Raw genomic sequence first — 12,779 nt, 5'->3', positions numbered from 1 at the left:
GCTGGTGAGTGTAGATCTCAAAGACGTCATAGTTTCACCTTACGATTTCCAATGCGACGAAGAAGTCGTGGAGGCGTTTCGTGCCGGAGATAGCGAGGCACTGGAATATCTGATTAACAAGTACCGTAATTTCGTGCGCGCAAAAGCCCGGTCTTATTTCCTGATCGGAGCCGACCGCGAAGACATTATCCAGGAAGGCATGATCGGCCTGTACAAAGCGGTTCGCGATTTTCGCGGCGACAGGCTGGCTTCTTTCAAGGCGTTCGCCGAGATTTGCATTACGCGGCAGATCATTACGGCGATCAAGACGGCGACCCGGCAGAAGCATATTCCGCTGAATTCGTACGTGTCGCTGGACAAGCCGATTTACGAAGAAGACTCGGACCGGACGCTGCTCGACGTCATCTGCGTATCCCAGGTGTGCGATCCGGAAGAACTGATCATCAATCGGGAAGACTTCAATGGACTGGAACACAAGATGGCCGAGATTTTGAGCGAGCTCGAACGGCAGGTGCTTATGCTGTACCTGGACGGGCGCTCCTATCAGGAGATCGCCGTCGACCTGCGGAGACACGTGAAGTCGATCGACAACGCGCTGCAGCGGGTCAAGCGCAAGCTGGAACGGTATTTGGAAATTCGGGATCAGGTATAAGGCGTTCGTTTGCGATCTACATAGGCAGCAAGGCGGCCCGGCAGAGGGCGAAAAGGGAAGGCTCCGGGATCGGAGCCTTTTTTTGCGGGGACGAAAAGCATTGTCCTTTCAAGCTTTTTCGTTGACAGTATATACCGGCTATGCTAAAGTGTCTTAGGTAGGCCTAAAATCATGATTTTAGGCTCAATACGAGTTCTTCTTGATTGAAGGATATCTTCGGGAGGTGTACATCTATGCGGGTTATTATCACGTTGGCATGCACGCAGTGCAAGCAGCGCAATTATACAACGATGAAGAACAAACGTAATCACCCTGACCGCATGGAGATGAAGAAGTATTGCAAGTATTGTAACTCGCAAACTCCTCATCGTGAGACCAGATAGTTTGTTGGAGGTGTCGTCGGCGTGAAAAAGAGCTTCAAGTCTATGTTTTCCTTTTTCTCCGAAAGCTGGGCTGAACTTAAAAAGGTTCGCTGGCCCAATCGCAAAGAACTGACCAATTACACGCTTGTTGTTTTGGGCACGATTGTTGTGATGGCTGTATTCTTTTGGGTAATCGACATTGGACTCTCCTATGCGATTGAAGCGATAATTTAAGGAAGGGCCTGTAGGTGGCTTGATATGGAAAAAAGATGGTACGTCGTTCATACCTATTCCGGGTATGAGAACAAAGTCAAAGCCAATTTGGAAAAGCGCGTAGAATCGATGGGCATGGAAGACAAGATTTTCCGGGTTCTTGTTCCGATGGAAGAAGAAATAGTCGACAAAGACGGCAAGAAAAAAACCGTCATGCGTAAAGTCTATCCGGGTTATGTCTTGGTGGAAATGATCCAGACCGATGATTCTTGGTACGTTGTTCGCAACACGCCGGGCGTCACCGGGTTTGTAGGTTCGACGGGTTCCGGTTCCAAGCCGACAGCCCTGCTTCCGGAAGAGGTAGAACAAATTCTGAAGCACATGGGCATGTCCGAGCCGAAACCGAAGATCGAATTCGATCTGAAGGAATCCGTGCGCATCAAAGTGGGGCCTTTTGCGAACTTTGTCGGAACAGTGGAAGAAATTCTGCTGGAGAAGAGCAAGCTCAAGGTACACGTCAACATGTTCGGGCGGGAAACGCCGCTTGAATTGGATTACACGCAAGTCGAGAAGATTTAACTAAGCGCAAGGAGGTGTTTCTCAATGGCAAAGAAAGTCATTAAAATGGTGAAACTTCAAATTCCTGCAGGTAAAGCTAACCCGGCGCCTCCAGTAGGTCCAGCACTGGGTCAAGCAGGTGTGAACATCATGGCATTCTGTAAAGAATTCAATGCTCGCACAGCCGACCAGGCAGGTCTGATCATTCCGGTCGAGATCTCCGTATTTGAAGACCGTTCTTTCACTTTCATCACGAAAACTCCGCCGGCTGCAGTTCTGCTGCGTGTCGCTGCGAAGATCGAGAAGGGTTCGGGCGAACCGAACAAGAAGAAAGTGGCTACCGTTAACCGCGATACCGTTCGTCAAATCGCCGAACAAAAAATGCCTGACCTTAACGCAGCGAGCGTAGAGTCCGCTATGCGTATGGTTGAAGGTACAGCCCGCAGCATGGGCATCACGATCCAAGACTAGTTCTTGAACTATCGTTCCAAAGCCGAGCCCCAAGGCAGTGCGGCATATGTGGGAGGGTAACCCGCTAACACCACAAAGGAGGAATACACAATGGCTAAACACGGTAAAAAATACGTAGAAGCTGCTAAGCTGTTCGACAGCGAAACAGTTTACGAACCAGCCGAAGCTGTAAGTCTCGTAAAAAAGACGGCAACAGCTAAATTCGACGAAACTGTCGAAGCGGCAGTGCGTTTGGGCGTAGACCCACGTAAACAAGACCAAGCCGTTCGCGGCGTCGTTGTCCTGCCACACGGCACAGGCAAAACGCAGCGCGTATTGGTATTTGCAAAAGGCGATAAGGCGAAGGAAGCGGAAGCTGCCGGAGCTGACTTCGTAGGCGATCAGGACATGATCAACAAGATCCAACAAGGTTGGTTCGAGTTCGACGTCTGCGTAGCAACGCCTGACATGATGAGCGAAGTCGGTAAACTGGGTCGTCTGCTCGGCGGTAAAGGCCTCATGCCTAACCCTAAAGCAGGTACAGTTACTTTCGACGTTACCAAGGCTGTGCAAGAAATCAAAGCCGGTAAAATCGAATACCGTCTGGACAAAGCAGGCCAAATCCATGCACCGATCGGCAAAGCGTCGTTCAGTGAGGATCAGTTGAACGAGAACCTGAAAGCACTGATGGAGGCGCTCAACCGCGCTAAACCTGCTGCTGCCAAGGGCGTTTACCTGAGAGGCGTAGCGATGTCCGCAACGATGGGACCGAGCATTCGCGTTAACACAACTTCTTACAAATAAAAAAGTGTTGACTCCGGTCGATATTTTCGATACATTGTAGAAGCTGTTTCATTCCGTTATCCGTAACGGTCTGGTAAATTTGAATATGCTTACCGTAGACAGTAGGTGCTTTCGGGCTTAATTTCCTACCGAGGTGTGTGATAGAATTTCAGCTCTGCTGATTCGTCAAGCCTTCGTACTTCTGCGGAGGCTTTTCTTATTGCATACGCCGCACGTTAAGTTTTACTTGAATGTGGCAAAAGTGGAGGCGACCGCATCGTCCGCTGCGGCGGTTCGGCGCTTCACTCCAATTCAACAGGAGGTGTACGATTTGGCTAACGCAAAACTGATTCAATCCAAACAAGAGTCGGTAGACGTAATCGCCGGTAAACTGCGCGAAAGCGTATCGACCGTGGTTGTCGACTATCGTGGTCTGAACGTTGCTCAAGTTACCGAGCTGCGTAAACAGCTTCGCGAAGCGGGCATCGAGTTTCAGGTTCTGAAAAACTCGCTGGTTCGCCGTGCGGCTGCGGCTGCCGAACTGAGCGAGCTCGAAGGAGTCCTTACAGGACCTACCGCGATCGCGTTCGGAACGGAAGACGTTGTGACTCCAGCCAAAATCCTGAACGACTTCGCGAAAACGAATGACGCTCTGGAACTTAAAGGTGGAGTTGTAGAAGGTCGCGTAGTAGGAGCCGAAGAACTCAAAGCTCTGGCTTCCCTGCCTTCCCGCGAAGGTTTGCTGTCCATGCTCCTCAGCGTGCTTCAAGCTCCGGTGCGCAACTTCGCACTGGCAGTCAAAGCCGTTGCGGACAAAGACGAACAGCAATCCGCGTAATAAGCTTTTTGCATCGCACAAGCTTCATCCCGTATTACAATCGACAGCCTTAACCGGCTGATCCCACATACCCAAATGGAGGTTCACTCATGAGTAACGAGCAAATTCTTGAAGCCATCAAAGGCATGACTGTACTGGAACTGAACGACCTGGTTAAAGCAATCGAAGAAGAATTCGGCGTAACTGCAGCAGCTCCAGTAGCAGCAGCAGGCGGCGCAGCAGCTGTTGAAGCTGAGCAAACTGAATTCGACGTTATCCTGACAAGCGCTGGCGCTTCGAAGATCAACGTTATCAAAGCGGTTCGCGAAATCACAGGTCTCGGCCTGAAAGAAGCAAAAGAAGTTGTAGACAACGCTCCAAAAGCAATCAAAGAAAAAGTAAGCAAAGAAGAAGCCGAAACAGTACAAGCTAAACTTGCTGAAGCAGGCGCTTCCGTAGAAGTTAAGTAATTTCTTTTTCAAACGAGCATTACACAGGGCAGACCCTCGAAGTTATCCTGCTTCGGGGGTCTGTTCTCGTATTTCATGCCAATCCCGAAATAAGCCGGCTTTGCTTCGTTTCTTTATTTCGGAATGGCAGGCGGATCTCCGATCAACGGCAAAGGGGTTGAAACTGTGTCGGATCATTATTATTCCAATCGTCCTTCCGCAGCGCATGACCGCAAAACGGTCGAAGTCGAACTGCGCGGCAAGAAAGTGCGACTCGTGACGGATGCCGGTGTCTTTTCCAAAAGCGGTCTGGACTACGGAAGCCGCGTGCTGATCGATGCCCTGGATTTTCCCGCGGGAGCTTCGGTGTTGGACGTAGGCTGCGGGTACGGTCCGATCGGAATCGCAGCGGGAATCATGGGCGCTTCAAGCATTACGATGCTGGACGTCAACGAAAGAGCGGTCGAACTCGCGGGCGAGAACGCCGCGGCCAACGGCATTGCACAGGCCAAGGCCATGCAGAGCGATCTGCTTGAAGCGGTATCGCAGCAGAGTTTCGACGTCATTATCAGCAATCCGCCGATTCGAGCCGGCAAAGAGACCGTTCACCGGTTGTTCGACCAGGCTTACGGATGTTTGAATCCGAACGGCGCGTTATGGATCGTCATTCAGAAAAAGCAGGGAGCTCCGTCGGCGAAAGCCAAACTGGACACTCTGTTCGACCGGGTGGAGGAAGTAACGAAAGACAAAGGTTATCGCATCTACAAAGCGGTCAAAGGAAGTTAAGCGAAGGTCGAACATTCTTTTGCGAAAAACGCGGAGAAGGGCTTGACCGGTCCGAAAGGCCGTGTTATAGTTATAAAATGTCAGTATAGAATGCCCTACGTGGCTTTAGCATATCAAAATTTCAAGCGGCTCCGCAAAACAGCAAAGAAGCGCGGTTTTGTTTGGGGCTTCCTATTTTGATAGGGCTTTGCGCGTACAACGGCATTTCTGAAGACATCGTGAAAGATATCCAGCGACGTTTCAATTCCAGCTTCGATTTATTTTGATCCGTTCATGCGACGCTCTTTTTTCGAATAAACTCGATAAGGGCTTTTCTGCATGTATGGGTCGCGACTCTTTTGAACTCATTATACGTGATTCAAAGTAGGGGTCGCAATGGAATTTTTAAACTCGGCATTTTTCATCCAAAAGTGCCTAAAGTTGAGTAGACATTGAGGGGTGAGTATAGTTGACGGGACATCTTGTTCAATATGGTCGACGCACTCGGCGGAGTTATTCGCGAATTCATGAGGTGCTCGAAGTTCCGAATCTGATCGAGATTCAGCAGAAATCTTACGAATGGTTTCTTGAGGAAGGCCTGCGGGAAATGTTTCATGACATTTCGCCGATTCAGGACTTCACCGGTAATCTCATTCTGGAATTTATCGATTACAGTCTTGGAGAACCGAAATACACGACAGACGATGCCAAAGAGCGTGACGTAACGTACGCGGCGCCGCTTCGTGTGAAAGTCCGCCTGATTAACAAAGAAACGGGCGAAGTCAAAGAGCAGGAAGTATTTATGGGCGACTTCCCGCTGATGACCGAAACCGGTACGTTTATCATAAACGGTGCGGAACGGGTTATTGTCAGTCAGTTGGTTCGCTCTCCAAGCGTCTACTTCAATAATAAAGTGGACAAAAACGGAAAGAAAACATACAGCGCGACTGTCATCCCGAACCGCGGCGCATGGCTCGAACTCGAGACCGATGCCAAAGACATCATCTACGTCCGGATCGACCGCACCCGGAAAATTCCGGTTACGGTACTGCTCCGTGCGCTCGGTTTCGGCAGCGATGCCGAAATTCTGGATCTGCTCGGCAACGACGAGTATATCCGCAACACCCTCGACAAAGACAACACGGACTCGACGGAGAAAGCCCTGATCGAGATCTACGAGCGTCTGCGTCCGGGCGAACCGCCTACGCTGGACAACGCGAGAAGCCTGCTGATCGCACGTTTCTTCGACCCGAAGAGATACGATCTGGCAAGCGTTGGCCGCTACAAAATGAACAAGAAGCTTCATATCAAAAACCGCTTGTTCAATCAAAAACTGGCAGAAACGCTGATCGACACCGTAACGGGCGAGATCATCGCGGAAGCCGGCCAGATGGTAGACCGTCGACTGCTCGACGAGATCCTGCCTTACCTGGAAAGCGAGCACAGCGTGAAGACGTATCATGTCGCAGGCGGCGTTCTCGACGCCAACGACATTCCGATGCAGTCTATCGAAGTGTTCTCGCCGATCGAAGACGGCAAAGTCGTTAAAGTCATTGCCAACGGTCTGATCGACAAAGGCGTCAAGAACATTACGCCGGCCGACATCATCGCTTCGATCAGCTACTTCATCGACCTGCTGCACGGCATCGGCGATACCGACGATATCGATCACCTCGGCAACCGCCGTCTGCGTTCCGTAGGCGAGCTGCTGCAGAACCAGTTCCGGATCGGTTTGTCCCGGATGGAACGCGTTGTGCGCGAACGGATGTCGATTCAGGACGCGAACGTGATCACGCCTCAGGCGCTGATCAACATACGTCCGGTCATCGCGTCGATCAAGGAGTTCTTCGGTAGTTCGCAGCTCTCCCAGTTCATGGACCAGACGAACCCTCTGGCCGAACTGACGCACAAACGCCGTCTGTCCGCTCTCGGACCCGGCGGTCTGACCCGCGAACGCGCGGGCTTCGAAGTTCGAGACGTTCACGCCAGCCACTACGGCCGGATGTGTCCGATCGAGACGCCGGAAGGACCGAACATCGGTCTGATCAACTCCTTGTCCACGTTCGCGCGGATCAACGAGTACGGCTTCATCGAAGCGCCTTACCGCCGCGTCGATCCGAAGACGAACAAAGTCACGGAAACGATCGATTACCTGACCGCAGACGAAGAAGACAACTACGTGGTTGCCCAGGCTAACGCCCAGCTGACCGAAGACGACTCCTTCGCCGACGACATGGTTATCGTCCGTTACAACAAACAGGCCGACAACATCCTGCCGATGCCGAGCGATCGCGTCGACTACATGGACGTTTCGCCGAAACAGGTCGTATCCGTCGCGACGGCGCTCATCCCGTTCCTTGAGAACGATGACTCCAACCGCGCACTGATGGGATCGAACATGCAGCGTCAGGCCGTTCCTCTGTTGATTCCGAAGGCACCGCTCGTCGGTACCGGCATGGAACACAAGTCGGCCAAAGATTCGGGCGTATGTATCGTAGCCAAGCATGACGGCTACATCGAACGTTCGACCGCCAGCGAAATTACGCTGCGCCGCGTTGAGAATGTGGACGGCCAGGAAGTCAAAGGCGACTTGGTCACTTATAAATTACACAAATTCATGCGTTCGAACCAAGGCACATGCATCAACCAGCGGCCGATCGTTCGTGCGGGTGACGTTGTGCGAAAAGGCGATATCCTGGCGGACGGTCCTTCGACCGAAATGGGCGAATTGGCTTTGGGCCGCAACGTTGTCGTAGCCTTCATGACTTGGGAAGGTTACAACTACGAGGATGCCATCCTGCTGAGCGAGAAGCTCGTCAAGGAAGACGTATACACTTCGATCCATATCGAGGAATACGAATCCGACGCGCGCGACACGAAGCTCGGACCGGAAGAAATTACGCGCGACATCCCGAATGTCGGCGAAGAAGCGCTGAAGAACCTCGACGATCGCGGCATTATCCGCATCGGCGCGGAAATCGCTGCCGGCGATATCCTCGTGGGCAAAGTAACGCCGAAAGGCGTAACGGAGCTGACGGCGGAAGAACGCCTGCTGCACGCGATCTTCGGCGAAAAAGCACGCGAAGTGCGCGACACTTCCCTGAGAGTGCCTCACGGTACGGACGGTATTGTCGTGGACGTCAAAGTCTTTACCCGCGAAAACGGGGACGAGCTGCCTCCGGGCGTTAACCAGCTCGTACGCGTCTACATCGCGCAGAAACGGAAAATCTCCCAGGGCGACAAGATGGCGGGACGTCACGGTAACAAAGGTGTCGTATCGCGTATCATGCCTGAAGAAGATATGCCGTTCCTGCCGGACGGCACGCCGGTTCAGATCGTACTGAACCCGCTGGGCGTACCTTCGCGGATGAATATCGGACAGATTTTGGAAGTCCACCTCGGCATGGCCGCGCAGCGTCTCGGTATCCACGTAGCCACTCCGGTATTCGACGGAGCGAACGAATACGACGTATTCGATACGATGGAAGAAGCCGGCATGCAGCGCAACGGCAAAACGATTCTGTACGACGGCCGTACCGGCGAACGCTTCGAGCGCGAAGTTACGGTTGGCGTCATGCACATGATCAAGCTGGCGCACATGGTCGACGACAAAATCCACGCCCGTTCCACGGGTCCTTACTCGCTCGTTACGCAGCAGCCTCTGGGCGGTAAAGCACAGTTCGGCGGACAGCGTTTCGGGGAAATGGAAGTATGGGCACTGGAAGCCTACGGCGCGGCATACACGCTGCAGGAAATTCTGACGGTCAAGTCCGATGACGTGGTCGGCCGCGTGAAAACGTACGAATCCATCGTCAAGGGCGAGAACGTTCCGGAACCTGGCGTACCGGAAGCGTTCAAGGTTTTGATCAAGGAACTGCAGAGCTTGGGCATGGACGTCAAAATCCTTGGCGAAGACGAGCAGGAGATCGAAATGAAAGAACTGGACGACGAGGAAGAACCGACCGGCGGCGACAAACTGGGCCTCAATCTTGAAGGTTCGGAAGTCACCGCAGAACAATAATGTTTAAAAATCAGGAACCGGATATAGGGAGGGTTGCTCCTTGTTGGATGTAAACAACTTCGAGTTTATCAAGATCGGGCTCGCTTCGCCGGACAAGATTCGTTCTTGGTCCCGCGGCGAAGTGAAGAAGCCGGAAACGATCAACTATCGTACGCTCAAACCGGAGAAAGAAGGTCTTTTCTGCGAAAAGATCTTCGGACCGACCAAAGACTGGGAGTGCCATTGCGGCAAGTACAAACGGGTACGCTATAAAGGCGTCGTCTGCGATCGCTGCGGCGTTGAAGTTACCCGTGCGAAAGTACGCCGCGAGCGGATGGGCCATATCGAGCTCGCCGCTCCGGTTTCCCACATCTGGTACTTCAAAGGGATTCCGAGCCGTATGGGCCTGGCACTGGATATGTCGCCGCGCTCGCTCGAAGAAGTCATTTACTTCGCTTCGTATGTCGTCACCGATCCGGGCGAAACGCCGCTTGAAAGAAAGCAGCTCCTGTCCGAAAAGGAATACCGCAGCTACCGTGAAAAATACGGCTACGGATTCCATGCCGGCATGGGCGCCGAAGCGGTCAAAAAGCTGCTTCAGGACATGGATGTCGACAAAGAGCTGGAGTTCCTCAAGGAGGAGCTCCGTACGACTCAGGGACAACGCAGAAGCCGTGCGATCAAACGTCTGGAAGTCATCGAAGCGTTCAAGAGCTCGGGTAACAACCCGGACTGGATGATCCTCGACGTGCTTCCGGTCATTCCGCCGGAACTTCGCCCGATGGTCCAATTGGACGGCGGCCGCTTCGCGACCTCCGACCTTAACGATCTGTACCGCCGCGTCATCAACCGGAACAACCGTCTGAAAAGACTGCTTGATCTGGGCGCTCCGGACATTATCGTACAGAACGAAAAACGCATGCTGCAGGAAGCGGTAGACGCCCTGATCGACAACGGCCGTCGCGGCCGTCCGGTCACAGGCCCGGGTAACCGTCCGCTCAAATCCCTCAGCCATATGCTCAAAGGTAAACAAGGCCGTTTCCGTCAGAACTTGCTCGGTAAACGGGTCGACTATTCCGGCCGTTCCGTTATCGTCGTAGGTCCTAACCTGAAGATGTACCAATGCGGTCTTCCGAAGGAAATGGCACTGGAGCTGTTCAAGCCTTTCGTTATGAAAGAGCTTGTCAACAAAGGTCTGGCCCACAACATCAAGAGTGCGAAGCGCAAAGTCGAACGCGTAAGCGCCGAAGTGTGGGACGTGCTTGAAGAAGTCATCAAGGAGCATCCGGTTCTGTTGAACCGTGCCCCTACGCTTCACCGTCTCGGTATCCAGGCATTCGAACCGATTCTGGTCGAAGGCAAAGCGATTCGCCTTCACCCGCTCGTATGTACGGCTTACAACGCCGACTTCGACGGCGACCAGATGGCCGTGCACGTTCCGCTGTCCGCGGAAGCGCAGGCCGAAGCCCGCATTCTTATGCTGGCGTCCGGTAACATCCTGAACCCGAAAGACGGCAAACCTGTCGTTACCCCTTCGCAGGATATGGTCCTCGGAACGTATTACCTGACGATGGACAACAACCAGGCCATGGGCGCAGGCATGATTTTGCGTAACATCAACGAAGCGGTGTCCGCTTACCAGCGCGGCACGGCCGAACTCCACGCCCGCGTGGCGATTCCGGTCAAAGCTCTCAATAAAACAAGCTTCACCGACAAACAGCAAGGCGCGATGCTGATTACGACGATCGGCCGGATTATTTTCAACGAGATTTTCCCGGCAAGCTTCCCGTATATCAACGACGCTACCCGCGCGAACCTGTTCGACGGCGTGGCCGAAGACTTCTTCATCTATGAAAAAGGGGAGAACGTTACCGACCGCATCATGAACGCTCCGCAAACGAAGGGCATCGGCAAAGAGTATCTGGGCGAAATCATCGGACGCTGCTTCGAGGTCTACCAGACGACTCAAACTTCGATGATCCTCGACGAAATCAAACAGCTCGGCTTTACGTACTCGACTCGTTCGGGCGTAACCGTAGCCGTTTCCGACGTCGTTGTACCGCCGGAGAAAAAAGCGCTGATGGAAGAGTCGGACAAGAAAGTCGCGGTCATTACGAACCAGTACCGCCGCGGCCTGATTACCAATGAAGAACGGTACGACCGGGTTATCGAGATCTGGTCGCATGCCAAAGATCAAATCAGTGACATTCTGATGAAATCGATGGACCGTTACAATTCCATCATGCTCATGGTCGATTCCAAAGCCCGGGGCAACAAATCGCAGATCACCCAGCTGGGCGGCATGCGCGGCCTGATGGCCAACCCGTCGGGTCGGATCATCGAGCTCCCGATCAAGTCGAACTTCCGCGAAGGCCTTACGGTCCTCGAATACTTCCTGTCTACGCACGGCGCGCGTAAAGGTCTGGCCGATACCGCGCTTCGTACCGCCGACTCGGGTTACCTGACCCGTCGTCTGGTCGACGTAGCCCAGGACGTTATCGTGCGCGAAGACGACTGCGGCACGGATAAAGGCTTCAGCGTAAGCCGTATCCAGGACGGCAAGGAAGTCATCGAAGACCTGTACGACCGGATCGAAGGTCGTTACTGCTTCGAGACGGTACGCCATCCGCAAACGAACGAAATCATCGCGACCCGCAACGAACTGATTACTTCCGACAAAGCGGAAGAAATCATCAAAGCGGGCGTGGAGAAACTGCAAATCCGTTCCGTACTGAGCTGCCGCGCACGTCACGGCGTCTGCAAAAAGTGCTACGGACGGAACCTTGCTACGGGTAAACACGTCGAAATCGGCGAAGCGGTCGGCATCATCGCCGCTCAATCGATCGGCGAGCCGGGAACCCAGCTCACCATGCGTACGTTCCACACCGGCGGCGTTGCCGGCGACGACATCACGCAGGGTCTGCCGCGTATCCAGGAGCTGTTCGAGGCCCGTAACCCTAAAGGTCAGGCCACGATCAGTGAGATTGACGGCGTCGTGAAAGAGATCCGCGAAGCGAAAGACCGTCGCGAGATCGAAATTCAGGGCGAAGCCGAAAGCAAAACGTATTTGGTTACCTACGGTTCCCGTCTGCGCGTACGCGAAGGCATGGCCGTGGAAGCCGGAGACGAGCTGACGGACGGTTCGATCGACCCGAAAGAAATGCTGCGCATCAAAGGCATCCGCGGCGTGCAGAACTATATCCTTCAGGAAGTTCAGCGCGTATACCGGAACCAGGGCGTAGAAATCAACGACAAGCACGTCGAAGTCATGATTCGTCAGATGCTGCGCAAAATCCGCATCGTCGACGCAGGCGAAACGACGCTGCTGCCGGGATCGTTCGTGGAAATCCACGAGTACGAAAAGGCGAACAAAGAAGCGATGTTGAACGGCAAAGATCCGGCTGTAGCCAAACCGATCCTGCTCGGTATCACCAAAGCGTCCCTGGAGACCGATTCCTTCCTGTCGGCCGCATCGTTCCAGGAAACGACGAGAGTGCTTACCGACGCCGCGATCAAAGGCAAAGTCGATCAGCTGCTCGGCCTCAAAGAAAACGTGTTGATCGGTAAGCTGATTCCTGCCGGTACCGGCATGAGCCGTTACCGCAATGTGCGTTTCGAAGATCCGGAAGGCGCAGCAAGCGGAGAAGCGACGCTGGAGCCCGTTACGACCGAATAAGGTCGTGCGGGATCCGGAATCGGAGTGGAGGGAAAGAGCAATCTTTCCTGAAAC

At 53.5% G+C, this 12,779-nt stretch carries 11 protein-coding genes and 1 other annotated feature; all 11 genes read left to right on the top strand.

The annotated features are described in order from the left end of the window. Positions 1 to 4 precede the first annotated feature (4 nt). Positions 5 to 652, top strand: a complete 648-nt coding sequence (gene sigH / locus FFV09_RS07785; protein ID WP_141447302.1) for an RNA polymerase sporulation sigma factor SigH — start codon at positions 5 to 7, stop codon at positions 650 to 652. Between the two features lie 233 nt (positions 653 to 885). Then, a complete protein-coding gene (rpmG, locus tag FFV09_RS07780; protein WP_087801972.1) occupies positions 886 to 1,035 on the top strand; it encodes a 50S ribosomal protein L33 in 150 nt (49 codons plus the stop codon). Positions 1,036 to 1,056: 21 nt separating this feature from the next. Continuing rightward, a complete protein-coding gene (gene secE / locus FFV09_RS07775) occupies positions 1,057 to 1,248 on the top strand; it encodes a preprotein translocase subunit SecE (RefSeq protein WP_026293958.1) in 192 nt (63 codons plus the stop codon). A gap of 24 nt (positions 1,249 to 1,272) precedes the next feature. Then, positions 1,273 to 1,806 (top strand): transcription termination/antitermination protein NusG, encoded by a 534-nt coding sequence (gene nusG, locus FFV09_RS07770; protein ID WP_141447301.1) that lies wholly within the window; start codon positions 1,273 to 1,275, stop codon positions 1,804 to 1,806. A 24-nt stretch (positions 1,807 to 1,830) separates the two neighbouring features. Continuing rightward, positions 1,831 to 2,256, top strand: a complete 426-nt coding sequence (gene rplK / locus FFV09_RS07765; RefSeq protein ID WP_018978381.1) for a 50S ribosomal protein L11 — start codon at positions 1,831 to 1,833, stop codon at positions 2,254 to 2,256. 90 nt (positions 2,257 to 2,346) lie between these two features. Beyond that, the gene (gene rplA / locus FFV09_RS07760; protein WP_141447300.1) at positions 2,347 to 3,039 is read left to right on the top strand and encodes a 50S ribosomal protein L1; all 693 of its coding nucleotides are present in this window, start codon (positions 2,347 to 2,349) and stop codon (positions 3,037 to 3,039) included. Positions 3,040 to 3,113: 74 nt separating this feature from the next. Beyond that, positions 3,114 to 3,245, top strand: a sequence feature (ribosomal protein L10 leader region). Between the two features lie 104 nt (positions 3,246 to 3,349). Continuing rightward, positions 3,350 to 3,856, top strand: a complete 507-nt coding sequence (gene rplJ / locus FFV09_RS07755) for a 50S ribosomal protein L10 (protein ID WP_141447299.1) — start codon at positions 3,350 to 3,352, stop codon at positions 3,854 to 3,856. A gap of 89 nt (positions 3,857 to 3,945) precedes the next feature. After that, the gene (rplL, locus tag FFV09_RS07750) at positions 3,946 to 4,305 is read left to right on the top strand and encodes a 50S ribosomal protein L7/L12 (protein ID WP_141447298.1); all 360 of its coding nucleotides are present in this window, start codon (positions 3,946 to 3,948) and stop codon (positions 4,303 to 4,305) included. 165 nt (positions 4,306 to 4,470) lie between these two features. After that, the gene (locus FFV09_RS07745) at positions 4,471 to 5,070 is read left to right on the top strand and encodes a class I SAM-dependent methyltransferase (RefSeq protein WP_170314961.1); all 600 of its coding nucleotides are present in this window, start codon (positions 4,471 to 4,473) and stop codon (positions 5,068 to 5,070) included. A gap of 448 nt (positions 5,071 to 5,518) precedes the next feature. Beyond that, positions 5,519 to 9,070, top strand: a complete 3,552-nt coding sequence (gene rpoB, locus FFV09_RS07740; protein ID WP_141447296.1) for a DNA-directed RNA polymerase subunit beta — start codon at positions 5,519 to 5,521, stop codon at positions 9,068 to 9,070. A gap of 40 nt (positions 9,071 to 9,110) precedes the next feature. Then, complete coding sequence (gene rpoC, locus FFV09_RS07735) at positions 9,111 to 12,725, top strand: DNA-directed RNA polymerase subunit beta' (RefSeq protein ID WP_141447295.1); 3,615 nt, start codon at positions 9,111 to 9,113, stop codon at positions 12,723 to 12,725. The last annotated feature ends 54 nt before the right edge of the window (positions 12,726 to 12,779 follow it).

Origin of the sequence: Saccharibacillus brassicae (assembly GCF_006542275.1) — a bacterium.
Taxonomy (GTDB): Bacteria; Bacillota; Bacilli; order Paenibacillales; family Paenibacillaceae; genus Saccharibacillus; species Saccharibacillus brassicae.
This window is presented reverse-complemented; position numbering and strand designations above follow the sequence as displayed.